Source organism: Burkholderia sp. S-53 (assembly GCF_025560745.1).
In the GTDB taxonomy this organism is placed as follows: Bacteria; Pseudomonadota; Gammaproteobacteria; order Burkholderiales; family Burkholderiaceae; genus Burkholderia; species Burkholderia pyrrocinia.
The window spans coordinates 277,890-300,340 of record NZ_CP090482.1 but is presented as its reverse complement, the minus strand read 5'-3'; the positions used below and the strand labels follow the sequence as shown (position 1 = coordinate 300,340).

Sequence of the window (22,451 nt, the reverse complement as noted above, 5' to 3'; positions counted from 1 at the left end):
CGCATGTGCAGAAAGCGCAATTTCCGCGTGGTAACGCAAATGCATTTCCTGTATTCGCGCATCGAATTCCCCGTATACTCGACGCGCTTATTGACTCCCTCAAGCATCGATGCGGAAACTTCTTTCTTGTGCACTACTTGCAGTTGCAGCCAACACCTACGCGTCGACAGGCTGTCCGCAGTTCAGCCCGAACAGCCAGGCACCCGTCCTTGCCAATCCGAAGCTCGCCGTGAAAACACGCGAGCTGTGTTTTTCCGATTTCGTGGTTCTCCACTCCGGCATCACGCATGGCCCGCTCTGGTCGGCAGAGCATCTCACCAGCGCACATCTCGCCGCGGCAAAGATGGAAGTGCGTACCAATCGCTTCTACGCGGAACCGCGACTACCGGCTGGCGAGGGCGCAAAGCTCGCGGATTTCCGCAAGAGCGGATTCGACCGCGGACACATGTCGCCCGCAGGCGATCGCTGGAATGACGAGGCGATGGCGGAATCGTTTTCGCTTGCCAACATGATTCCGCAGAATTCGACCAACAATCGCCGCCTCTGGGCCCACGTCGAAGAAGCTGTCCGCCACCTGGGCGAACGATACGCGGACACCTATGTGGTCACCGGCCCGATGTTTCATGGAACGGAACTGAAAGCCATCGGCAGCACCGGCGTCATCGTGCCGACGCAGATCTTCAAGGTCGTCTACGTGCCGCAGCGCCGGCTTGCGTTCGCGATCGTGGCCGACAATGTCGCGACGAACCGCTACGATATGCGAACGGTGCACGAACTCGAGGCCACAAGCGGCCTGCGGTTTCCCGGCATCCCTGAATCCCTCAAGGATCAACGTATCGGAGGCTTGAATGGCATTTAAGGCGTTTGCAGACGACACGACAGTCGTCAACATCAACGGTGACGCACTGACGGTCACGAACGATCCCGAGCGCATCGTCGTATCGGGAGAGCTGGAGCTCACGCGCGACAAGGCAGGGCTCCGCGCTGCGCTGGCGCTTCAGCAAGTTGTCGACAGTATCGTCGAGGCGCTTCAGCACGATCCCGCGCTGCCCGAGCGAATCGCCGACGATCCGCCGGCGCCCGCTACGACGGTCAAGAACCCTTTTTGATTACCCGATCCGGCGTTTTCCAACCAAGACCGGGACGGAAATTGGGCGGGCCTCGAATTGGCACACCAACCTCGCGTAGGTTGGTGTGCTGCACTTGCTCCAGCGCATCGAGCATCGCGCGCCGCGTGCTCCACACGGCGCGCCACATCCGCTATTGCGCGGCGATTCGCCGGCGGAAATGCTCGGTACCGGCCACGATCTTGTCGAGCACCGCGTCGAGCGCCCAGAATCGTTCGCGCACGTCGTAATCGATCGCGCGGCATTTGATCGACCCGAAGGTGCCGATCCGCTGGTGATAGAGCTTCGCGAGCGCCGGGTAGCCCAGCGCCTCCGACACCGCCGACACGACCAGGAACGTCGAGAGCTCGTCGGCCAGCGCCGGGTTCGTGTCTCCTTGCGTGCGCAACCACCGGTAGAGATCCGGATGGAAGTTGGTGAACACGCCGTTGAAGCCCGCGGACCCCGCCTTCATCGCGTCCCACGCGATCGCGGCGTTTGCGTTCAGGATCTTCAGCGGCGATCCCGCGGCGAGCGCGACCCGCCGCTTCACGGTCTCGAGGTCGCAGCTCACGTCCTTGAGCATCACGAACCGGCCCGTGTCGATGCACGCGCGCAGTTCGTCATCCGACAGGAGCCGCCGGTACGGTGCCGGGCACTCATACAGGCCGAGCGGCAGATCCGACGGCAGACGCGCGAGCAGCTTGTGGAGATGGTCGAGCAACGCGGCGCTGCCCTTGCGCTGCGGATCGAGGCGGTTGGTCACGAGCACGACGCCCTGCGCACCCGATTCGGCCGCCGCGCGCAGCTCGGCAACCTGCGCGTCGAGATCGTCGCTGATGTGCCCCGATGCGACGACGGGCACGCGCCCGGCCACCCGCTCGACCACGAAGCGCGCCAGTTCCGCGCGTTCGGCAAGACTCAGGAACTGCATCTCGCTCGATTGCGCGACCGCGAACAACGCATCCGAGCCGTGCGCCAGATACCATTCGATGAGCCGCTCGAGCCCGGCGTAGTCGATCGCGCCGGCATCGTCGAACGGCGTCAGCATCACCGGTACGATCCCCTCGATGGTCACGCTCGATTGCTGCTGGTGTTGCATCTGTTTCTCCTTCCTTCAGTAAATGCGTGGTGCGAGGCTGTGTGCTCAGGCCGGCAACGGCCCGGACGCGGCATTCGCGGCCTGCTCGGGAATCGGCTTGCGCACCAGCAGCAGGTAGGCCATCGCGCCGGCGAACGCGATCGCCGCGGCGGTCAGCAGCGCGGGCACGAACGACCACTTCTGCGCAATGATGCCCGTCAGGATCGGCGCGAGCGCACCGCCGATGAAACCGCCGAAATTCTGGATCGCGCCAAGCGATGCGACGCGGTTCGGCGGCGCGGCCGCCGTCGCGAGCGCCCACGAACTGGCCGACGCCGCGTTGGCGAGAAAGATCACGACCGAAATGCATGCGAGCGCAACCGCATTGCTCTGCACGAGCGCGGCCGGGATCGTGAATGCGACCATCCCGAGCATCGCGACCACCACCGCATTGCGCCGGCTCACGACCGGCGAGCGGCTGCGACGCGTGACCACGTCCGACAGCCAGCCGGCGACCAGCGAGCCGACGAACCCGCACAGGAACGGCACCGACGCGGCGAATCCGGTGCGGATCAGGCTCATGTGCCGCTCCATCGTCAGGTAGCCGGGCAGCCAGGTCAGGTAGACCCAGTTCAGGTACACGGAACCGAAAAAGCCGATCAGCATCCCCCAGGTCGTGCCGTGCGAGAACAGGCTGCGCCATTCGCCGAAGGTCAGTTTCGGCGCTGCGACGACGCTTTGCGCATCGGCATCGAGATAGCTGCGCTCGTCAGCGGTCAGTTGCGCGCGCACCGGATCGCGGTACAGCGCAAACCAGATCACGGCCACGACGAGACCGAGTGCGCCCGTCGCGATGAACGCCCAGCGCCAGTCGAACGACGCGACGACGATCGACAGCAGCAACGGCGCAAGCGCGGTGCCGAGCGGCGACGCGGCGTTGAAAATACCGGTCGGCGTGCCGCGCGCACGCAGCGGAAACCAGTTGCTCACCACCCGCGCGGCCGACGGGAACTGCGGCGCCTCGCCGATGCCGAGCACGATGCGCGCGACGATGAACCAGCCGAAGGTGGACACGATGCCGCCGGACGCCTGCGCGAACGACCAGACGATCAGCCCGATGCCGAGCAGCCGGCGCGGACCGATGCGGTCGACGAGCCCGCCGACCGGGAACTGGCACAGCGCATAACTCCACGAGAACGCCGACAGCAGCAACCCCATCTGCGCGAGCGACAAGCCGAGATCGCCCCGGATCGCCGAGCTCGCGACGGCCAGCGTGCCGCGATCGAGATAATTGACGATCCCGCTCGCCATCAACAGCGCGAGCGCGATGCGTTGCCCGCGCCGGATACGCGGCGGCGCGTGCGGAACAGATTGGTTTTCGCTCATAACGTTTGTCTCCATGTCACCGGTATCGGCCGGGTCCGGCCTGTCCGTCTCATGCGGAATTCAGGTATCCATACGTGTCACTTCTTCGCGCGTCGGGATCGAGGTCTGCGCGCCGTAGCGCGTGACGCTGATCGCGGCCGCACGCTGACCGAAGCCGATCGCGTCGTCCATCGACGCGCCGTTCGCCCGCGCCGCCGCGAACCCGCCGACGAACGTGTCGCCGGCCGCCGTCGTATCGACCGCGACCACCGCCATCGCACGATGGCGACCGTTCCCTGCGCTGCCGCGCCAGCAGACGCCGCGCGCGCCGAGCGTGACCAGCACGTTGCCGACGCCCTTCGCGCGCAGCGCATCGGCGGCGCGCACGGCCGACGCATCGTCGCCGACGGCGATGCCGGTCAGCGACTCGGCTTCGGTTTCGTTGACGACGAGGTAGTCGATCCGCGCCAGCAACGCGTCGAACAGCGGCTGCGCAGGCGCGGGATTGAGCAGCACCGGCGTGCGGTGCGCACTCGCGCACGCAATCGCGCGTGCCACGGTCGCGATCGGCACTTCGAGCTGGCATACGAGCAGCGCCGCCCCGGCGATCGTTTCGTGCGCCGCGTCGATCCGGTCGGCATCGAGGCACGCATTCGCGCCGGGCACGACGACGATGCTGTTCGCGCCGCCGTCGTCGACCGTGATCGCGGCAACGCCGGTCGTCGCGCCGCCGATGCGATGCAGGTGCGTCACGTCGATCCGTTCCGCCGCCAGCGCGCCGTGCAGGCGCGCACCGAACGCGTCGTCGCCGACGCAGCCGATCATCGCGACCGACGCCCCCAGTCGCGCGGCGGCGACCGCCTGGTTCGCCCCCTTGCCGCCGTGAACGGTCTGGAATGCCGTGCCGAGCAGCGTCTCGCCCGGCACCGGCAGGCGCGGCGCACGCGTGACGAGGTCGATGTTCACGCTGCCGACGACAGCGATATACGGTGGATGAGCCCTGTTCATGTCGCAATGTAACCGCTTACATTTGAGACCAACAAAACGGCCCGGAAGGCCGTCGTCGATGAAAATTCCGCGATGCGGATGAAGTATGGGTCTGACATAATACGGAACAGCATCAAGATAGCGCTTACATTCTCACAGGATCGAATCGGGATGCAAGCGGGACCACCATGAATCGAGGGTAAACAATGACGCTTTTGACAGCGCATGGCGCCGGCAACACCGCCACGCCGGGAGACGGCCGATGAGCACGCCCCCGTCCCGCGGCGGCGCGTCGCGTGCGCGACGCGGCAGCGGCCGCTCGGTGCTCGGCGATGTCGCGAAGCTGGCCGGCGTGTCGACCGCGACCGTCTCGCGCGTCTACAACGATCCCGGCAAGGTGTCGGCCGACGTGCAGCAGCGCGTGCGCGACGCGGCCCGCGCACTGAACTGGATTCCGAACGCGGCCGGCCGCGCGCTCGCGTCCACGCGCACCCATATCACCGGCGCGATCATTCCGACGCTCGACGACCAGGTGTTCGCGTCGCAGGTCGCGGGCATGCAGACGGTCATGGCGGAGCACGGCATCACGCTGTTCCTCGGCTGCTCGAACTACGATCCCGCGCAGGCGCTGGCGCAGGTGCGCGCGATGCTGTCGCGCGGTGTGGAAGCCGTGTCGCTGGTCGGCGAAGCGTATCCGCCGGAACTGTTCGAACTCCTTGCGATGCACGGCGTGCCGTACGTCGTCACGTACGCGTATCGCGACGACAGCCCGCACTGCTGCATCGGCTTCGACAACCGCGCGGCGTTCGCGCGGCTCACCACGCACCTGCTCGACCTCGGCCACCGCGATTTCGCGATCATCATGCAGCCGTCGGCCGACAACGACCGCGTGCAGGCCCGCCTGCGCGGCATTCACGACACGCTTGCCGCGCACGGGCTCGCGGTGCGCCCGGTGCATCAGCACGAAGGCGCGGCCACGATCGCGTTCGGGCGGGCGAGCCTGCGCGCGATCGCCGACAGCGACGCGGCGACGCGGCCGACGGCCGTGATCTGCGGCAACGACGCGCTCGCGCTCGGCGCGTTGCTCGAGGCGCAGGCGCTCGGCATCGACGTGCCCGCGCAATTGTCGATCACCGGGTTCGACGATATCGCGCTCGCGCGCGAAATCCGGCCGCCGCTGACGACGATGTGGGTCGACACCGATGCGATCGGGCGCCAGGCCGCGCACGCGTTGCTCGATGCGCTCGAGAACGGCGCAACGGGGCCCGGTCGTGCCGTCCTGCCCGAGTTGCGCACGCGGGAATCGGCCGCGCCGCCGAAGCAGGCGCGCGCATCGCGCAAGAAATGAAGATGCGTCGGGCGGATGTGTGCCGCGAGCAGCAGCGGCCACCCCGCCCGCTCACGGCATCACGTCGATCGGCAGCGTCTTGTCGAGATTGTCGTGCCACGCCTGGATCGTCTTCGGCACGTTTTTCTTCCACGCCTGCGCGTTCGAGTAATAGCGCATCCGGACCTTGTTCTGCGCGTCGAACACGAGCAGCCCGATCCACAGATCGGCGCCGCGGCTCATCACGATCGCCGCGTTCGTCGTCGCGATGCCGCGCACCCAGTACGACTTCACGCGCGCGTTGAGCCCGTCGAGATCCTTTTCGTCGGCGCTGGTGTTGACCATGTCGACGAGCGTCGAGTAGTCGGCGCCGAGCAGCTTGTGCGCGGTCGCGTTCTGCGTCGCGTCGGTCACGACCTTGAGGCTCAGCAGGTCGGCCTGCGGCTTGGCCTGGAACTGCGACGCGGTCACGTAGTCGCCCGCGTAGACGACACCCGCGCCGGCGCCGCAATCGACATCCGCACCCTGTTGCGTGACGCGGATGCGTCCGCCCTTCCGGTCGAAATCGAGCCGGCATGTGTCCTTGCGGTAGGTGCCGCTGTCGCCGTGCAGCACGATGTCGCCGTCGAGGCCGCCGGTATTCGCGCCGTTGTTGGCGCTCAATTCGAAATGCAGGCGAGGCGCGGCGCCGGTCAACGTCAGCACGCCGCCGAACGACGGGTTGTCGCTCGTCAGGTACCACGTCTGCTGCCAGCGGTCGGTGGCAAGCGGCGTGCCGTTCAGGCTCGCGAGCCGTTCGCGATAGCGGTCGCCGAGGCACGGCGCATCGTTGCCGCACTGGTCGCGCTGCTTGAGCCACTTCAACTGCGCGGACTTCAGCGCGGCCGTATCGCCGCCTTTCGCGAGCGCCTTCTTCCACGCGGCCGACAGGTCGCCGTCGAGCCGCGACAGCGCGGCGTCGGCGCAGATCGTCTTCTCGGTCGGCGAAGCGGCCTTCGCACAGTCGAAGCCGGCCGCATGCGCGGTGATCGGCAACAGCGTCAGCAGCGCGGCCGCCGCGACGGATCGCAGGTGCGTGCGCAGCGCATCACATGCGGGAATCGCGGCTTGCCCGCGCGCGTTCGATCGGTTCTGGATGGTCATCGGCTTGGATCGTCGCTGGGTCGCGCACCTGTAGAAGCTACCTGCACGCGATATTCGAGGTAAAAGCGCCCGGCCCGGCATGGACGCATGCCGTCGCCCGCCGCAGCGTAACCCGAATGCACGCCGCCGATCAATCGACGTTCGATGTCGGCGCAACCGTCCCGTTGGCCGCGCTGCATTGCACGATGCCGTCGCGCCATGCAGCGTTCACGGCAGCATCGACGATCCCGATGAAGACCATTGCGCCTTCGCCTTCGCCTTCGCCTTCGCCTTCGCCTTCGTGTGCGTGTGCGTGTGCGGGTGCGGGTGCGGGTGCGGGTGCGGGTGCGGGTGCGGGTGCGGGTGCGGGTGCGGGTGCGAGTGCGAGTGCGGCAGGCGGCCTGCGCGGTACCCACCGTCGAAGCCGGTTACAGTGCGAGCCGGCGTCAGCCGTCGAACGGCACCAGCTCGTAACTCGTGCTCCGCCCGCCGGACGACGAGCGGCGCAGCACACCCTGCTCGACGAGTTCCGTGATGTCGCGCAGCGCCGTGTCTTGCGAGCACTTCGCGAGGGCCGCCCATTTGGTGGTCGTCAGCTTCCCTTCGAAGCCGTCGAGCAAGCGATTCATGACCTTGACCTGGCGTTCGTTCATCGCGAAGCCCCCACATCGCTGCCAGAAGCGCGCCTTGATCAGCACCGCGTCGAGCGTCGTGTGCGCATGGTCGATGGCCCGGCCGAGTGCATTCAAGAACCACGCGAGCCATTCGGTGACGTCGAGCGAACCGCGCTGCGTCCGCTCCAGCACGTCGTAATACGCGTTGCGCTCGCGCTGGATTTGCGCCGACAGGCTATAGAAGCGCTGCGGACTCCGATCGGCGCGCGCGAGGACGAGATCCCCGAGCGCTCGCGCGATACGGCCGTTGCCGTCGTCGAACGGGTGGAGCGTGACGAACCAGAGGTGAGCCAGGCCGGCCCGGATCAGCAAGGGTTCAACCGGCGTGGCATTGAACCAGGCGAGCAAGCGCGCGATCTCGCCGGTCAGGCGCGCGGCGGGCGGTGCTTCGAAATGCACGCGTTGCCGGCCGATCGGCCCGGACACCACCTGCATCGGCCCGCTTGCATCCGTACGCCATGCGCCGACCGTGATCCGCGACAGCCCCGAATAGCCGGTCGGGAACAGGGCCGCATGCCACCCGAACAGGCGACTCTCGGTAACCGGTGCCGCCGCATGAGTCGTCGCGTCCAGCACCATGTCGACCACGCCCTCGACATGGGGATCGACCGGCGCCAGCGCGCCGATATCGACCCCGAGCCGGCGTGCAATCGACGACCGGACCGATGCGACGTTCAGGTTTTCGCCCTCGATCGCGCTGGTCTTGACGACGTCCTCCGTCAGCGCGACCAGGCTCGCCTCGTCGCGCAGCGCCACGCCGACATCCGCCAGTCGCCCGGCCAGCATGCCCTGCGCACGGCTGACGTCGGCGAGTGACGTGGCAAGGGCCGGGAGGTCGAAGCGCCACGCAGGCCAGTCGGCCGACTCCCAGATGAAGGTGTAATCTCCGCTCATGATGCGGAGATTATCCCATCGATTCACCGCATGACTCAATATTCTCCGCAAATTCTGCGGAGAATAGCCACCCCATTCACCGCATACCAGCCCGCTACCGCCGCCGGCCCGCCCCGCCCTTCGCCGCCGGCGCAGCCTCCCCGAGCCGCTCCGCGAGAAACCCGATGAACGTGCGCAGCGTGACGAACCCTTCGCGATGCTGCGGAAACACCGCGTTGAGCGTGATCGGCGACGGCGCATACGCGTCGAGCACCGGCACGAGCGCGCCGCTGTCGAGCGCCGCGCCGACGATGAAGTGCGGCAGCAGCGCGATGCCGAGCCCCGCGATCGCCGCGTCGCGCACGACTTCGCCGTTGTTCGCGACGAGCGGCCCCTGCACGTCGAACGTGCGCGCCGCGCCGTCGACGCGGAATTCCCAGCCGACGCGCCGCTCGCGCCCGTACAGCAGGCACGTGTGGCCGGCGAGCTCGGCCGGCGTCGCCGGCGTGCCCTGCCGCTTCAGATAGGCGGGGCTCGCGCACGCGATCATCCGCCACGCGCCGAGCGGGCGCGCGATCAGCGACGAATCCTCGAGCGAGCCGATCCGCAGCACCAGATCGAAGCCCTCGCCGATCAGGTCGACGCGCCGGTCGGTCAGGTCGAGGTTCAGCCGCACGGCCGGGTGCGCGGACAGGAATTCGGCGATCAGCGGCGACACGTGCGTGATCCCGAACGACAGCGGCGCGCTGATCTTCAGCGAGCCGTGCAGTTCGGTGCTGCGCACCGACATCGCCTGCTCGGCATCGGCGATCTCCGCGAGGATCCGCTGCGCGCGTGCGTAAAACTCCTGCCCCGATTCGGTCACCGCGAGATTGCGCGTGTTGCGGTGCAGAAGCCGCACGCCGAGCGACGCCTCCAGCGCCATCGTGCGCCGGCTGACGAACTGCTTGGACAGCATCAGCTGGTCGGCCGCCGCCGTGAAGCTGCCCGCGTCGACCGTCGCAACGAAGATTCTCAGATCGTTGAGTTCCATATTGTCCACTCCATAGCGACAGTCATTATCTCCGCAGCCATTTATTTGTCAAATCGATTGACCTAAGATTCATCTCAACGAACGGCCGGGCCCACTTCCGAGGTCCGGCGACTTCAAGGACAGAAATCATGATCGAAATCCGTGCAGCAAACCAACGTGGCCGTGCGGAGCATGGCTGGCTCAGCTCCCGTCATACGTTTTCGTTCGCGAATTACTACGATCCGAAGCAGGTCGGCTTCTCCGACCTGCTCGTGATCAACGACGACCGCGTCGCGCAGGGTGGCGGCTTCGGCACGCACCCGCACCGCGACATGGAAATCCTGTCGTACGTGCTCGACGGCGCGCTGGAACACAAGGACTCGATGGGCACCGGGTCGGTGATCGTGCCGGGCGACGTGCAGTTGATGAGCGCGGGCACTGGCGTGCGCCACAGCGAGTTCAACCATTCGGCTGAAAGGCCGGTCCACTTCCTGCAGATCTGGGTCGGGCCGGCCGAAAAGGGTGCCGAGCCGCGTTATCAGCAGACGAATGTCGCGGCCGGCGACAAGCGCGGCAAGCTCACGCTGGTCGTGTCGCCGAACGGCGATGCCGGCTCGCTGAAGATCCGCCAGGACACGCGGATCTACGCAGGCCTGTTCGACGGCGATGAACGCGCTACGCTGGAACTGGCACCGGACCGCTTTGCTTACGTGCACGTTGCACGCGGCAGCGTGACGGTCAACGGCGTGACGCTCGGCGAAGGCGACGGCGCACGCATCCGCGGCGAACAGGCGCTGACGTTTGCCGACGGCAACGACGCCGAAGTGCTGGTGTTCGACCTGCGTCCGGTCGAAGTGACGGCCGAGTGGGCATGACGCCCGTTCGGGAAACCGGGCTCCGCTGAAAGCGGGGCCCTTTTAATCGGAGATTCGCAACATGGCCAAGGTACTCGTTCTTTACTACTCGTCCTACGGGCACGTCGAAACGATGGCGCAACAGATTGCCGAAGGCGCGAAATCGGTGCCCGGCGTCGAGGTTGCGCTCAAGCGCGTGCCGGAAACGATCCCTGTCGACCAGGCCAGGGCCATCGGCGTGAAGGTCGACCAGGCCGCACCGGTCGCGACCGTGGACGAACTCCCCGATTACGACGCGATCATCTTCGGCACGCCGACCCGCTTCGGCAACATGGCCGGCCAGATGCGCACGTTCCTCGACCAGACCGGCGGCCTGTGGATGAAGGGCGCACTCGTCGGCAAGATCGGCAGCGTGTTCGCGTCGACCGGCACGCAGCACGGCGGCCAGGAAACGACGATCACGTCGTTCCACACGACGCTGCTGCACCAGGGGATGGTGATCGTGGGCGTGCCGTACGCATGCAGCGGGCTCGTCAACATGAATGAAATCACCGGCGGCACGCCGTACGGCGCGACGACGCTCGCGGGCGCGGACGGCAGCCGCCAGCCGAGCGCGAACGAACTCGAAATCGCGCGCTACCAGGGCAAGCACGTCGCGGAACTCGCGAGCAAGCTCGCGTCGTAACGCGTCGCACCATCCGGGAAGTCGCCGGCCGCGCCCGGCCCGGCATTCCCGGAAAGCCGCGCACGAACGGACGGTGCCGGGGCGACCCGGCGCCGTCCGTTCGTGCGCGTTTACCGGCCGTTCGTTACTGCCCGGAAGCCGGCGCGGCGGGCGCCGCCTTGGTCGCGGGCGCCTTCTGCACGGCGTTCTGCGGATAGTTGCTCTGGTCGTTGGTCAGCCGGTAGCCGCTGCCGGTACCGATCGCCTTCAGGTCCGACGCATGGCGCGCCCGGGCCGCCTTGCGCGCCGCCTTCTTCTGCGCCTTGTCGAGCTGCTTCTGCGTCGGCGCGGACGCCTGATCCTGCGCGTATGCCGCCGGCGCGGCGGTCAACAGCAGACCGAACGACGCCGTTACTGCTACTGCCACCGAAACCACGCGAGACTTCTTCATGGCCGGATCTCCTTGTCGATTGTTGGTTGTGGGTCGAACACCGGCGCGCACGCGACCGCTTGCGACGACGGCGCCGATGCAACGTTAGCCGATCGCTGCGCAAATGTCCGTGTGCGTTCCTGAATTCTCCCGATAACGGCAGCGATACGTGCGCGCGGGGCACGCCGTCGTGCCGGCATGTCATCCGCGCCCATCAGGGAAACCGATAACCCCGGGGCCGCCGGCGCTCAGACCCAGCGCGACAGCAACGGCAGCAGGATCGGCACGACGAAGGCCGTCAGCACGCCGTTCAGCCCCATCCCGAGCCCGGCGAACGCGCCGGCCTCCTCGCTGACCTGGAACGCGCGCGCGGTGCCGATCCCGTGCGACGCGACGCCGAGCGCGAAACCGCGCACCGCCGGCTCGTCGATCCGCAGCGCGTTGAGGATCCCGCGCGCGCACACCGCGCCGAAAATCCCGGTCGAGATCACGAGCACGGCGGTCAACGACGGAATGCCGCCGATCTCCGCGGCGACGGCCATCGCGATCGGCGTCGTCGCCGATTTCGGCGCGAGCGACGCGATCGTCTGGTGCGACGCGCCAAACAGCGCGGCGATGCCGACCGCCGACAGGATCGCAGTCAGCGAGCCCGCGAGCAGGCCGACGAGCAACGGCAGCGCCGTGCGCCGCAGCTTCGACCACTGGCGGTACAGCGGCAGCGCGAGCGCGACGGTCGCGGGGCCGAGCAGGAAATGGACGAACTGCGCGCCTTCGAAATAGGTCGGATACGGCGTATGCGTGAGCGTCAGCAGCCCGACGATCAGCGCAACGGCGATCAGCACCGGGTTCGCGAGCGGGTTGAAGCGCGCCCGCGCATAGACGGCCTGCGCGAACAGATACGCGACCAGCGTGATGGTCAGGCCCAGCAACGGGCTCGCGGCGAGATAGACCCAGATCGCGCCGAGTTTCGGGAAGGCCGTCATTGCGTACCCTCCGCGGTGCCGCCCGCGCGGCGCTGACGCCGCAGCAGCGCACGCGTGACGAGCGCCGTCACCGCGATCGCGAGCGTGGTGCTCACGGCCAGCGCGACGACGACCGCGACCGCGTCGCCGCGCACGCGGTCGGCCGACACCATGATGCCGACGCCGGCCGGTACGAACAGCAACGACAGGTGGCGCAGCAGCTCGAGCGCGGTCGGCTCGATCGCGTCGGCCACCTGCGGACGCAGCATCACGAAGCCGAACAGCAGCAGCATGCCGATCACCGGGCCCGGCACCGGCAGGCCGAACAGATAGGACACGCCTTCCCCGAGACACTGAAAGACCAGCAAGACCGCGAACGCCTGCAGCATGAACCGCTTCTCCAGAAGGTGGCCGCGATACCGGGCGGCCGCGCGACCGACAAGCCGGCGGCTTGCGGCGCCGGCGTGGACGATATGCGCGATCGTATCAACAATGTCCGCGGCCGGTCGCGACGGCGCAATCGCACGATCTCGCGTCGAGCGCTTCAATCCGGCTGGATCAGGCAAGAGATCGGACGGAACCGGGCAACACGCAGGCGCGATGGCGCGCCGGTCCGGACGCCAGTGGCGTCGCCGTTCACCGCGCCCGTCGTCCGGATGCAGAAACGGCGGGCACGAGCCCGCCGTTTCGTCGTTCGCATTCGAACGCATTCGAATGCCACCCGCCGCGTTACTTCAGCCGCGTCGCGATTTCATTCGCCAGCGCCTTCGTCGCGGCCTTCGTCGGTGCGTCCGCGGCCAGCGCGTTCAGCAGACCGAAATCGTGGATCGTGCCGTCATAACGCGTGGTCGTCGCGTCGACACCGGCCGCGTCGAGCTTGCGGCCGTACGCTTCGCCTTCGTCGCGCAGCACGTCGAACTGCGCGACCTGGATCAGCGCGGGCGGCAGGCCCTTCAACTGCGCGGTGCTCGCGCGCAGCGGCGACGCGTAGATCTCGTTACGTTGCGCCTCGTTCTTCGTATAGGCGTCCCAGAACCACTTCATCATCGGCCGTGTCAGGAAGTGGCCCTGCTGATACGCGCTGTACGAGCCCGTGTTGAAGTCGTGGTCCGTGACGGGCCACATCAGGCCCTGGAAGCGGATCGCGGGGCCGCCCTTGTCCTTCGCCATCAGCGACACGACAGCCGCCATGTTCCCGCCGACGCTGTTGCCAACCACCGCGAGGCGGCTGCCGTCGACGCCGATCTCCGCGCCGTGCGCGGCCACCCACTTCGTCGCCGCATACGCCTGGTTGATCGCGACCGGGTAATGCGCTTCCGGCGACGGCGTGTAATTCACGAACACCGCGACGGCGCCCGACTGCACGACGAGATCGCGCACGAGGCGTTGATGCGTCGGGAAGTCGCCGAGAATCCAGCCGCCGCCGTGGAAGAACATGAACACCGGCAGCGTGCCCGTCGCACCCTGCGGGCGAACGATCGTGACCGGCACCGACAAGCCGTCCTGCTCGATCGTGCGGTTCGACACGTCGATGCCCGACAGGTCGACCTTCGTGCCGTTCTGCGCGTCGACGAGCACCTGGCGCGCCTTCGCGGGGCTCAATGTTTCGAGGCCGGGGCCCTTCTGGCCGTTCAGCGCGGCGAGGAACCCGCTCGTCGCCACATCGGGCCGGACAGCTTCGGCACCGGCGGCAAATGCGGTAGACGCGGTGGACAACGCGGCTGCAACAGCGGCGACGATCAGCAGCGGCTTGACGATCTTCATGATGAAACTCCTTGGCTTAACCGGTGAATGGCGATGAATGGTTCGTAGTGCGTGCGATCAGACGAGCGTCAGCGTGACGTCGATGTTGCCGCGCGTCGCATTCGAGTACGGGCAGACGACGTGCGCGCGATCGATCAGCGTCTGCGCGGTATCGCGATCGAGGCCCGGCAGCGAGATCTTCAGTTCGACTTCGATGCCGAAGCCGTTCGGGATCGCGCCGATGCCGACGCTGCCTTCGATGGCGGCGTCCGCGGGGATCGCGATCTTGTCGCGGGCCGCGACGAACTTCATCGCGCCGATGAAGCACGCGCTATAGCCGGCCGCGAACAGTTGCTCGGGGTTCGCGCCTGCGCCGCCCGCGCCGCCGAGTTCGCGCGGCGTGGTCAGCTTCAGGTCCAGGCCGCTTTCGGGCACCGTGGCACGGCCGTCGCGGCCGCCGGTGGCTTTTGCATGGGCGCGGTACAGCACTTTTTCGATCGACATGACAGACTCCTTTTCAATCAGTGAGTGAAACAGCCTTCCAACCCGGGACCGCGCGCCGGCAGCATGGCCGCCGGCATCGCACTTATTTATCTACTCATAGATAGATAAACATCCCCAAAAAATGCAGGTGGTCGATCCACCTGCCTCGAATATCTATCTACCAACAGATAGACAACAAAACCCAACAAAAGGCGGCGAACCGCCTGACTGCTTGCCCCGTCCGTCAGGACCGGGTTTTCCAGACGGCCTCGACATCCTCGAGACGCGCCCTCGTGTGAAACAGCCGACTGGCCAGCACGCTGCCCTGGAACGCCGCGTACAGCGTGCGCGCCGCCATTTCGGGCTTGCCGCTGAACTGCAGCGTGCCTTCCTTCGCACCCTGCGCCAGCAATTCCGCGAGCCAGTTCTCGTTACCCTTGAAGAACGCCTGCACGGCCTGCCGCACGTTCTCCGGCAACGATTCGATGTCGGCCGCGAGCATCCCGCACAGGCAGATCTGGTTGCCGTCGCCAAGCGTCCGGCCGAACAGTTTCGTGTACAGGCTCAGCTTCACGTCGGCCGGCAACGCCGGATCGATCGCCCGCATGGCCGCGAGAACTTCGTCGCTGTACGCCGCCACCGCTTCCAGCACGAGGTCGTCCTTCGACGGGAAGTAGTAGTGGATGCTCGACGTCTTCACGCCAACCAGGTCGGACAGGTCTCGATAGCTGAAGCCGTTGTAACCGCGCAGCATCATCAGCGTGATCGCGTGGTCGAGAATCTGTTCGCGGACGGTCGGTTTCGTTTCCATGGACCGAACTTTATCTACTCATAGATAGACAGTCAAGGACTTTTTTCGGGGCGGGATGAAGAGCCTGAAAAGTCCGGCGGCGCGGACCCGCGCCGTCCCGCTCGGCCGCGACTGTTTACAACCGGCCTGCAGCCTAATCGAATCGATGCGACACTCGCAGCCGGGCGACGCGACCACGACGCAATCGTCCGTCGGTCGGATGTGCGCGCCAGCGCCCCGACATCGCGTCGCGCCCTGCACATGCATCACCGGTCCGCCCGCTTCGTCGGACCGCATAAGGAGAACAGTCGATGTACTCGTGGTTTGAACGGCGCCTGCCGACTTTCCCGCTCGAAGATCCCGTCACGCCGCCGAAGGGATTTTTCTCGTTCGTCTGGGCGTGCACGAAAGGCGCGCGCGGCTGGATCCTGCTGATCGCGCTGACGTCGGCCGCGTTGGCCGCATACGAAGCCGCGCTGTTCGCGATGATGGGGCGCGTGGTCGACTGGCTGTCGGCGGCGACGCCGGCGGCGTTCGGCGGCCGCCACTTCGGCACGCTTGCCGGCTTCGCGGCGATCCTCGCCGGCAGTACGCTGCTGATCGCGCTGCATACGATGGTCAAGCACCAGGTGCTCGCGATCAACTTCCCGATGCGGCTGCGCTGGCTGTTTCACCGGCTGATGCTCGACCAGAGCCTGTCGTTCTACGCGAACGAATTCGCGGGCCGCGTGACGACCAAGATCATGCAGACCGCGCTCGCCGTGCGCGACGCGCTGTTCATGTCGGTCGACGTCGTGATCGGCGTCGCCGCGTACCTGATCGGCATCCTCGCGCTCGCGGCCAGCTTCGACTGGCGGCTGATGATTCCGCTCGTGTTGTGGGCGCTTGGCTACGGCGCGGCGTGCGCGTATTTCGTGCCGCGCCTGGGCAAGGTCGGCAGCCGACAGGCCGACGCGCGCGCGCTGATGACCGGGCGCATCACCGACGCGTATTCGAACATCACGACCGTCAAGCTGTTCTCGCACACGCGGCGCGAAGCCGACCACGCGCGCCGCGCGATGGAAGCGTTCAAGGCGACCGGTGACGCGCAGATGCGGCTCGTCAGCGCGTTCGAGATCGTCAACCACCTGTTGTCGACGCTGCTGCTGGTCGGCTCGTCCGGCCTCGCGGTCTATCTGTGGATGCACGGCGAAGTGAGCGCGGGCGTCGTCGCGGCGGTGATCGCGATGGCGCTGCGCCTGTCGAGCTACTCGCACTGGATCATGTGGGAGATGACCGAGCTGTTCGAGAACGTCGGCACGATCCAGGACGGCATCAACACGCTGACGAAGGTGCACAGCGTGGTCGACGCGCCCGATGCGAAGCCGCTCGTGGTGCAACGCGGCGGGATCGTGTTCGACAACGTGCAGTTCGCGCACGAGGACAACGACCGCTCGGTGTTCGACGGGCTGAACCTGACGATCCGGCCGGGCGAGCGGATCGGCCTGATCGGCCGCTCGGGCGCCGGCAAGTCGACGCTCGTGAACCTGCTGCTGCGCTTCTACGACGTGGGCGGCGGCACGATCCGGATCGACGGGCAGGACATCGCGCACGTGACACAGGACAGCCTGCGCAGCGCGATCGGGATGGTCACGCAGGATACGTCGCTGCTGCACCGGACGATGCGCGAGAACCTGCTGTACGGCCGCCCCGACGCGACCGAGCGCGAGATGCACGACGCGGCCGTGCGCGCGGAGGCGTCCGAGTTCATCGACCGGCTGCGCGACCGCCACGGGCGCAGCGGCTACGACGTCGAGGTCGGCGAGCGTGGCGTGAAGCTGTCGGGCGGCCAGCGGCAGCGCGTCGCGATCGCGCGCGTGATGCTCAAGGACGCGCCGATCCTCGTGCTCGACGAAGCGACCAGCGCGCTCGATTCCGAAGTCGAAGTCGCGATCCAGCGCAGCCTCGACAGCCTGATGAGCGGCAAGACGGTGATCGCGATCGCACACCGGCTGTCGACGATCGCGGCGATGGACCGGCTGATCGTGCTCGACGAAGGCCGCATCGTCGAGGAAGGCACGCACCAGCAACTGCTGCAGGCGGGCGGCATCTATGCGGCGCTGTGGGCGCACCAGAGTGGCGGGTTCCTCGGCGAAACGGCGGAGGCGGAAGGCGCGGAGCAGTAGGCCGCTCATCTCGATGCGTGCGACGCGCGGCCTCGTTGCCAGGGCCGCGCGTCGCGCCGGACACTACAACCGCACGATCGTCGATTTCAGCTCGGTGTACTTGTCGAGCGCGTGCAGCGACTTGTCGCGACCGTTGCCAGACTGCTTGTAGCCGCCGAACGGGAAGTTCAGGTCGTCGCTGCCGTCGCCGTAGCAGTTGACCCACACGGTGCCCGCGCGCAGCCGCCGCGCAACCTGGTGCGCCGTCGCGAGATCGGCCGACCATACGGCCGCGGCCAGCCCGTACTCGGTGTCGTTGGCGATCCGCACGGCTTCGTTGACGTCGTCGAACTCGATCACCGATAGCACGGGGCCGAAAATCTCTTCTCGCGCGATCTTCGCATCGGCCTTCACCTCGAACACGGTCGGCTCGACGTAGAACCCGCCCGTCTCCTCCCGCACGCGCGCGCCGCCTGTCACGAGACGTCCCTCTTCACGCCCGGCGCCGATATAGCCCATCACACGATCGAGCTGCACGCGATCGACAATCGCGCCCATCGTCACCGACGGATCGAGCGGATGCCCGGGCGCGAAACGCCGCGACGCGTCGACCAGCTTCGCGACGAACGCGTCCTTGATGTCGCGATGCACGAGCAGGCGCGAGCCGGCCGTACACACTTCGCCCATGTTGAAGAAAATCGCATCCGCTGCCGCCTGCGCGGCGCGGTCGAGATCGGGGCAATCGGGCAGCACAATGTTCGGCGACTTGCCGCCCAGTTCGAGCCACACGCGTTTCAGGTTCGACTGCGCGGCGCACGCCATGATCTGCTGCCCGGTGCGCGTCGACCCGGTAAACGCGATGCAGTCGACGTCGCGATGCAGCGCCAGCGCCCTGCCCGGCTCCGCGCCGCCCGGCACGACGCTGAACACGCCGGGCGGGATACCGGCGTCGCACGCGAGCTGCGCGACGCGGAGCGCGGTCAGCGGCGACTTCTCCGACGGTTTCAGCACGACGCTGTTGCCGGCAGCGAGCGCCGGCGCGAACTTCCACGCGGCCATCAGCAGCGGGAAATTCCACGGCACGACCGCCGCGACGACGCCGATCGGCTCGCGCGTGACGAGCCCGACGAGATGATGGTCCGCCGGCACGACCTCGCCGCCGACCTTGTCGATCGCTTCCGCATACCATTCGACGCAATGCGCGGCCGCCGGCACGTCGATCGCCGTGGTATCGGCGATCGGCTTGCCGGTGTCGAGCGTCTCGAGCAGCGCGAGTTCGTCGAGATGCTCGCGCATCAGCGCGGCCCAGCGCTGCAAAACGGCCTTGCGGGCGCGCGGGTTCATGCCGGCCCAGACCTGCGCGTCGAACGCGCGGCGCGCAGCCGCGACAGCGGCGTCGACATCGTCGCCGCCGCAATCGGCCACGTGCGCGAGCACGCAGCCATCGATCGGGCTCACGCAGGCGAAAGTCGCGCCGGAATGCGCGTGGCGCGCTTCGCGGTCGATGAACGCGCGCCCTTCGATCCGCAGCAGCGCCGCGCGGGCCTGCCAGTCTTCGAATGTCCGTTGATTCATTCGTATTCCCGTGAAAAGTCGTGCATCACGATCCGGTGACCGGATCGATCGGCGTGAAGATGCCCGCGCGCGCCTCGATCGCCTCGCCCGCGGCGAGACACAGCGCCTCCTGGAAGCGTCCGGCGACGAGTTGCACGCCGGTCGGCACGCCGTCGCGGATGCCGGTCGGCACCGACAGCCCCGGCAACCCGAGCAGCGCGGTCGCAAGCAGCGGCCCCTGCCGGTCGACGATCTCGCGCATCGCGTCGTCGCCGTGCTGGTCGGCGTCGATCGCGAACGGCTGCGCGCACGATACGGGCATCAGCAGCAGCGGATAGCGCGTAAAGAACTGCTGCCAGTCGCGCAGCAGCGCGGTGCGGCGCGCGAGGCCGTTCATGTAGCCGGCAAGATCCAGCGGCGCCGCGAGCTTGCGCTGGCTCGCGAATGCGGTGCGGATCGCCGCGTCGCCGTGCTGCATGATCACGTCGCCGAGCCCGCTGCGCGCTTCGTTGGTCACGAGGTCGACCCACAGTTCGCACGCTTCGGCGATCCGCGGCGGTTCCGCTTCCTCGACGACGCAGCCGGCATCCTCGAGCCAGCGCGCGGCCTGCCGGATCGCGTCGACGACTACCGGATCGGACGGCACGCCCGGCAGCGCCGGGCACACGGCCACGCGCGCGGGGAACGCCGCGTCGCGCGCGGCCGGCGCGACCGGCATCCACCATGCGTCGCGCGCATCGCCGGCCGCCATCGCGTCGAGTGCGAGGCGCAGATCGCCGACCGTACGCGCGAGCGGCCCTTGCACGGACGCGAGCTGCACCGCGAGCGTGCGGTCCTTCGACTGCGTCGGGTTATACGCGGGCACGCGCCCGGTGCTCGGCCGCAGCCCGGCGACGCCGCACGCATACGCCGGGTAGCGGATCGAGCCGCCCAGGTCGTTGCCGTGCGCGATCGCGCCGATGCCGGCGGCCACCGCGGCAGCCGCGCCGCCGCTGGAACCGCCCGGCGTCAGCGCCGGATTCCATGGATTCGACGTGCGGCCGTGCAGTGCGTTGTCGGTGAACCAGCGATACGAAAACGCCGGCGCATTGCTGCGCCCGATCACGATCGCGCCCGCCTTGCGCAGGTTCGCGGTCACCGGGCTGTCCTCGTGCGCGATCAAGTCCGAAAACGCCCGCACGCCGTTGGTCGTCGCACGGCCGGCCGTGTCGACATTGATCTTCACGGTCACCGGCACGCCGTGCAGCGGGCCGAGCGGCACGCCGCGCGCGATCGCGGCATCGGCGACGGACGCCGCCTGCAACGCGCTGTCGGCCAGCACGTCGACGATCGCGTTGATGACGGGGTTCACCTGTTCGAGCCGCTGCAGGCAGCTTTGCGTGAGTTCCGTCGCCGACACGTCGCGCCGCGCGACATGCGCGGCCATCTCGGCCGCACTGAGACGCCACAGTTCCTGGGTCATGGGTTGCTCCTCGTTGATCTCGATGGTTGGATTGATCCGGCCTCGCGCTACGCGCTCAACGGTCCGGCCTGCGGGGCGTGCGACGCGTAGATCTTGCGGCACGTTTCGACGACTTCCCACGTGCCGCGAAACCCCGGCGGGATCACGAACCGGTCGCCGGCGCGCAGCACGCGTTCGCGGCCGTCCGCATCGCGCACGATCGCGACGCCGCTCAGCATCTCGCAATACTCCGACTCGTCGTACTCGATCGTCCAGCGGCCGGGCGTGCATTCCCAGATCCCGCAACTGAACTGCCCGCACGGGCTGATGTAGTGATGCGACAGCGTCTGCATCGGGTTGCCGTCGAGCAGCAGCCCGCTCGGCACGCGGCTCTGCGTGAGCTTCGCCGGCGCCCGCATCAGGTCCACGAGATTTGTGATGTTGGTCATGTGTGCCTCCAGGGCAAGAATGATTCGAAACGTTACGGTGCCGCGCGGCCGGGCGAGCCAGCCTGCGCGGGTCAGAGCAGGTCCATCGTCCGGTGCCACGCCATCGCGAGCGCCAGCATCGGCGTGCGCAGCAGGCGCCCGCCCGGGAAGTCGCGATGGCGAATCCGGCCGAACAGGTCGAAGCGCGCGGCCTGCGTGTCGATCGCTTCCGCGATCAGCCGCCCCGCGAGGCCGGTCACGTTGACGCCATGCCCGGAGAAGCCCTGCGCGAAATACACGGTCGGCTCGAGCCGGCCGAAATGCGGCGCGCGATTCATCGTCGCGTCGATCAGGCCGCCCCACGCGTAGTCGACCCGCACGTCGGCAAGCTGCGGAAACGTCTTCAGCATGTCGCGCCGCATCGCGGCCGCGAGGCCGCGCGGCGTGTGGGTCGAACTGCTGGCCTTGCCGCCCCACAGCAGCCGGCGGTCGCGCGTCAGCCGGAAATAGTCGAGCGCCGAATTGCTGTCGCAGACCGCCGCGTCGGCCGGCATCGTCCCGGCCGCGCGCGTGTCGCCGAGCGGCTCCGTCGCGATCAGGTAGGTCGCCACCGGGATGATCTTGCTCGCGAGCGCCGGCGCAAGCTGCCCGAGGTACGCGTTGCCGGCCAGCACGACGTAGCGGGCGTCCACGTGCCCGCTTGCGCATTGGACGCGGTGGTACGGCGCGGCACGCTCGAGCGCGAGCGCGGGCGAGTCCTCGTGGATCGTCACGCCGGCCTCGCGTGCCGCGCGCGCGAGGCCGAGCGTGTAGTTCAGCGGATGCAGGTGGCCGCTGCCGTCGTGACGCAGCCCGCCGACGTAACGGTCCGATGCGACGAAGTGCTGCATGTCGGCACGCTCGACGATTTCGTAGCCGCGATAGCCGAAGCGGCTCGCCGCGGTATCGCGCCACTTGCGCAGCCCGTCGAGATGGCGCGGCTTGTTCGCGGCGGTCAGGTAGCCGAACGTCAGGTCGCAATCGATGCCGTGCCGCTCGACCCGCTGCCTGACAAGATCGACCGACTCCAGCCCCATCGCCCACACGCGCCGCACGTCGTCGTCCGGCAGGTACGCCGAGAACGTATCGATGTCGCATGCGTACCCGGCGATCAGCTGGCCGCCGTTGCGGCCGCTCGCGCCCCAGCCGATCTTCGACGCCTCGACGAGCACGACCGAATGACCGCGCTCGGCGAGATCGAGCGCCGCGGACAGGCCCGTGAGCCCGCCGCCGATCACGCAGACATCGGCGGTGACGGCGCCGTCGAGCGACGGATGACGCACCAGGTTGCTGGCCGTCGCTGCATAGTACGACTGAACATGTTGCTGGTTTTTGAACTTGAGCATGAGTGAGACTCGCGAACGGCGTCGCG

General features: G+C 67.7%; 22 protein-coding genes. 6 read left to right on the top strand and 16 right to left on the bottom strand.

The window, feature by feature from the left end:
* Positions 1–109 precede the first annotated feature (109 nt).
* The gene (locus LXM88_RS01090; protein ID WP_262531266.1) at positions 110–859 is read left to right on the top strand and encodes a DNA/RNA non-specific endonuclease; all 750 of its coding nucleotides are present in this window, start codon (positions 110–112) and stop codon (positions 857–859) included.
* The gene (locus tag LXM88_RS01085) at positions 849–1,109 is read left to right on the top strand and encodes a hypothetical protein (protein ID WP_262531264.1); all 261 of its coding nucleotides are present in this window, start codon (positions 849–851) and stop codon (positions 1,107–1,109) included. Before LXM88_RS01090 ends, LXM88_RS01085 begins: the two co-directional genes overlap by 11 nt.
* A gap of 151 nt (positions 1,110–1,260) precedes the next feature.
* On the opposite strand, the gene LXM88_RS01080 is transcribed toward LXM88_RS01085, so the two are convergent.
* Genes LXM88_RS01080 through rbsK form a run of 3 tightly spaced genes read right to left on the bottom strand, consistent with a single transcriptional unit; the run spans position 1,261 to position 4,560 of the window.
* Positions 1,261–2,208 (bottom strand): dihydrodipicolinate synthase family protein, encoded by a 948-nt coding sequence (locus tag LXM88_RS01080; RefSeq protein ID WP_262531262.1) that lies wholly within the window; start codon positions 2,206–2,208, stop codon positions 1,261–1,263.
* Between the two features lie 45 nt (positions 2,209–2,253).
* Positions 2,254–3,573, bottom strand: a complete 1,320-nt coding sequence (locus LXM88_RS01075) for an MFS transporter (protein WP_262531261.1) — start codon at positions 3,571–3,573, stop codon at positions 2,254–2,256.
* Between the two features lie 60 nt (positions 3,574–3,633).
* Entirely contained in the window at positions 3,634–4,560 is a 927-nt protein-coding gene (gene rbsK, locus LXM88_RS01070; RefSeq protein WP_262531258.1) for a ribokinase, read from the bottom strand.
* A 241-nt stretch (positions 4,561–4,801) separates the two neighbouring features.
* Between rbsK and LXM88_RS01065 the strand changes: the two genes are divergently transcribed.
* Positions 4,802–5,887, top strand: a complete 1,086-nt coding sequence (locus LXM88_RS01065; RefSeq protein WP_262531256.1) for a LacI family DNA-binding transcriptional regulator — start codon at positions 4,802–4,804, stop codon at positions 5,885–5,887.
* 51 nt (positions 5,888–5,938) lie between these two features.
* On the opposite strand, the gene LXM88_RS01060 is transcribed toward LXM88_RS01065, so the two are convergent.
* The 3 genes from LXM88_RS01060 to LXM88_RS01050 form a co-directional block, all read right to left on the bottom strand.
* Positions 5,939–7,009, bottom strand: a complete 1,071-nt coding sequence (locus LXM88_RS01060; protein ID WP_262531254.1) for a lysozyme inhibitor LprI family protein — start codon at positions 7,007–7,009, stop codon at positions 5,939–5,941.
* 425 nt (positions 7,010–7,434) lie between these two features.
* Positions 7,435–8,556, bottom strand: a complete 1,122-nt coding sequence (locus LXM88_RS01055) for a Fic family protein (protein ID WP_262531253.1) — start codon at positions 8,554–8,556, stop codon at positions 7,435–7,437.
* A 94-nt stretch (positions 8,557–8,650) separates the two neighbouring features.
* Positions 8,651–9,568 carry a LysR family transcriptional regulator gene (locus LXM88_RS01050; RefSeq protein ID WP_262531252.1) on the bottom strand — a complete coding sequence of 306 codons (918 nt, stop codon included), beginning with the start codon at positions 9,566–9,568 and terminating at the stop codon, positions 8,651–8,653.
* Between the two features lie 128 nt (positions 9,569–9,696).
* Here LXM88_RS01050 and LXM88_RS01045 point away from each other — a divergent pair, with 128 nt between their 5' ends.
* Positions 9,697–10,422: a pirin family protein gene (locus tag LXM88_RS01045; protein ID WP_262531249.1), complete on the top strand. Its 726-nt coding sequence runs from the start codon at positions 9,697–9,699 to the stop codon at positions 10,420–10,422.
* Positions 10,423–10,483: 61 nt separating this feature from the next.
* Positions 10,484–11,086, top strand: coding sequence for an NAD(P)H:quinone oxidoreductase (wrbA, locus tag LXM88_RS01040; protein ID WP_262531248.1), 603 nt, complete (start codon positions 10,484–10,486; stop codon positions 11,084–11,086).
* 124 nt (positions 11,087–11,210) lie between these two features.
* Here the strand turns inward: wrbA and LXM88_RS01035 are convergent, their stop codons facing one another.
* From LXM88_RS01035 to LXM88_RS01010, 6 genes are all read right to left on the bottom strand, one after another.
* On the bottom strand, positions 11,211–11,516 hold the full coding sequence (locus LXM88_RS01035) for a hypothetical protein (protein WP_174378003.1): 306 nt from the start codon (positions 11,514–11,516) through the stop codon (positions 11,211–11,213).
* A gap of 227 nt (positions 11,517–11,743) precedes the next feature.
* Complete coding sequence (locus LXM88_RS01030) at positions 11,744–12,478, bottom strand: LrgB family protein (protein ID WP_262531246.1); 735 nt, start codon at positions 12,476–12,478, stop codon at positions 11,744–11,746.
* Positions 12,475–12,846, bottom strand: a complete 372-nt coding sequence (locus LXM88_RS01025; protein ID WP_096476319.1) for a CidA/LrgA family protein — start codon at positions 12,844–12,846, stop codon at positions 12,475–12,477. Before LXM88_RS01025 ends, LXM88_RS01030 begins: the two co-directional genes overlap by 4 nt.
* A 340-nt stretch (positions 12,847–13,186) precedes the next feature.
* Positions 13,187–14,221: an alpha/beta hydrolase gene (locus tag LXM88_RS01020; RefSeq protein WP_262531244.1), complete on the bottom strand. Its 1,035-nt coding sequence runs from the start codon at positions 14,219–14,221 to the stop codon at positions 13,187–13,189.
* Between the two features lie 57 nt (positions 14,222–14,278).
* A complete protein-coding gene (locus LXM88_RS01015) occupies positions 14,279–14,704 on the bottom strand; it encodes an organic hydroperoxide resistance protein (protein ID WP_034182523.1) in 426 nt (141 codons plus the stop codon).
* Positions 14,705–14,927: 223 nt separating this feature from the next.
* Complete coding sequence (locus LXM88_RS01010) at positions 14,928–15,494, bottom strand: TetR/AcrR family transcriptional regulator (protein WP_262531242.1); 567 nt, start codon at positions 15,492–15,494, stop codon at positions 14,928–14,930.
* Positions 15,495–15,784: 290 nt separating this feature from the next.
* On the opposite strand from LXM88_RS01010, the gene LXM88_RS01005 reads away from it, so the two are divergent.
* Positions 15,785–17,638: an ABC transporter ATP-binding protein gene (locus LXM88_RS01005; protein WP_262531241.1), complete on the top strand. Its 1,854-nt coding sequence runs from the start codon at positions 15,785–15,787 to the stop codon at positions 17,636–17,638.
* A gap of 63 nt (positions 17,639–17,701) precedes the next feature.
* Here LXM88_RS01005 and LXM88_RS01000 read toward each other — a convergent pair whose 3' ends face one another.
* From LXM88_RS01000 to LXM88_RS00985, 4 genes are all read right to left on the bottom strand, one after another.
* Positions 17,702–19,192, bottom strand: coding sequence for an aldehyde dehydrogenase (locus LXM88_RS01000; protein WP_262531239.1), 1,491 nt, complete (start codon positions 19,190–19,192; stop codon positions 17,702–17,704).
* A 25-nt stretch (positions 19,193–19,217) separates the two neighbouring features.
* Positions 19,218–20,633 (bottom strand): amidase family protein, encoded by a 1,416-nt coding sequence (locus tag LXM88_RS00995; RefSeq protein WP_262531237.1) that lies wholly within the window; start codon positions 20,631–20,633, stop codon positions 19,218–19,220.
* A gap of 47 nt (positions 20,634–20,680) precedes the next feature.
* Positions 20,681–21,061 carry a cupin domain-containing protein gene (locus LXM88_RS00990; protein WP_096476330.1) on the bottom strand — a complete coding sequence of 127 codons (381 nt, stop codon included), beginning with the start codon at positions 21,059–21,061 and terminating at the stop codon, positions 20,681–20,683.
* Between the two features lie 71 nt (positions 21,062–21,132).
* Positions 21,133–22,425, bottom strand: coding sequence for an NAD(P)/FAD-dependent oxidoreductase (locus tag LXM88_RS00985; protein WP_262531234.1), 1,293 nt, complete (start codon positions 22,423–22,425; stop codon positions 21,133–21,135).
* Positions 22,426–22,451: the final 26 nt, after the last annotated feature.

Bases quoted from the DNA above. Each gene is read 5' to 3' on its own strand.
- LXM88_RS01090 (WP_262531266.1), top strand. From the start codon at position 110: ATGCGGAAACTTCTTTCTTGTGCACTACTTGCAGTTGCAGCCAACACC.
- LXM88_RS01085 (WP_262531264.1), top strand. From the start codon at position 849: ATGGCATTTAAGGCGTTTGCAGACGACACGACAGTCGTCAACATCAAC.
- LXM88_RS01080 (WP_262531262.1), bottom strand. From the start codon at position 2,208: ATGCAACACCAGCAGCAATCGAGCGTGACCATCGAGGGGATCGTACCG.
- LXM88_RS01075 (WP_262531261.1), bottom strand. From the start codon at position 3,573: ATGAGCGAAAACCAATCTGTTCCGCACGCGCCGCCGCGTATCCGGCGC.
- rbsK (WP_262531258.1), bottom strand. From the start codon at position 4,560: ATGAACAGGGCTCATCCACCGTATATCGCTGTCGTCGGCAGCGTGAAC.
- LXM88_RS01065 (WP_262531256.1), top strand. From the start codon at position 4,802: ATGAGCACGCCCCCGTCCCGCGGCGGCGCGTCGCGTGCGCGACGCGGC.
- LXM88_RS01060 (WP_262531254.1), bottom strand. From the start codon at position 7,009: ATGACCATCCAGAACCGATCGAACGCGCGCGGGCAAGCCGCGATTCCC.
- LXM88_RS01055 (WP_262531253.1), bottom strand. From the start codon at position 8,556: ATGAGCGGAGATTACACCTTCATCTGGGAGTCGGCCGACTGGCCTGCG.
- LXM88_RS01050 (WP_262531252.1), bottom strand. From the start codon at position 9,568: ATGGAACTCAACGATCTGAGAATCTTCGTTGCGACGGTCGACGCGGGC.
- LXM88_RS01045 (WP_262531249.1), top strand. From the start codon at position 9,697: ATGATCGAAATCCGTGCAGCAAACCAACGTGGCCGTGCGGAGCATGGC.
- wrbA (WP_262531248.1), top strand. From the start codon at position 10,484: ATGGCCAAGGTACTCGTTCTTTACTACTCGTCCTACGGGCACGTCGAA.
- LXM88_RS01035 (WP_174378003.1), bottom strand. From the start codon at position 11,516: ATGAAGAAGTCTCGCGTGGTTTCGGTGGCAGTAGCAGTAACGGCGTCG.
- LXM88_RS01030 (WP_262531246.1), bottom strand. From the start codon at position 12,478: ATGACGGCCTTCCCGAAACTCGGCGCGATCTGGGTCTATCTCGCCGCG.
- LXM88_RS01025 (WP_096476319.1), bottom strand. From the start codon at position 12,846: ATGCTGCAGGCGTTCGCGGTCTTGCTGGTCTTTCAGTGTCTCGGGGAA.
- LXM88_RS01020 (WP_262531244.1), bottom strand. From the start codon at position 14,221: ATGAAGATCGTCAAGCCGCTGCTGATCGTCGCCGCTGTTGCAGCCGCG.
- LXM88_RS01015 (WP_034182523.1), bottom strand. From the start codon at position 14,704: ATGTCGATCGAAAAAGTGCTGTACCGCGCCCATGCAAAAGCCACCGGC.
- LXM88_RS01010 (WP_262531242.1), bottom strand. From the start codon at position 15,494: ATGGAAACGAAACCGACCGTCCGCGAACAGATTCTCGACCACGCGATC.
- LXM88_RS01005 (WP_262531241.1), top strand. From the start codon at position 15,785: ATGTACTCGTGGTTTGAACGGCGCCTGCCGACTTTCCCGCTCGAAGAT.
- LXM88_RS01000 (WP_262531239.1), bottom strand. From the start codon at position 19,192: ATGAATCAACGGACATTCGAAGACTGGCAGGCCCGCGCGGCGCTGCTG.
- LXM88_RS00995 (WP_262531237.1), bottom strand. From the start codon at position 20,633: ATGACCCAGGAACTGTGGCGTCTCAGTGCGGCCGAGATGGCCGCGCAT.
- LXM88_RS00990 (WP_096476330.1), bottom strand. From the start codon at position 21,061: ATGACCAACATCACAAATCTCGTGGACCTGATGCGGGCGCCGGCGAAG.
- LXM88_RS00985 (WP_262531234.1), bottom strand. From the start codon at position 22,425: ATGCTCAAGTTCAAAAACCAGCAACATGTTCAGTCGTACTATGCAGCG.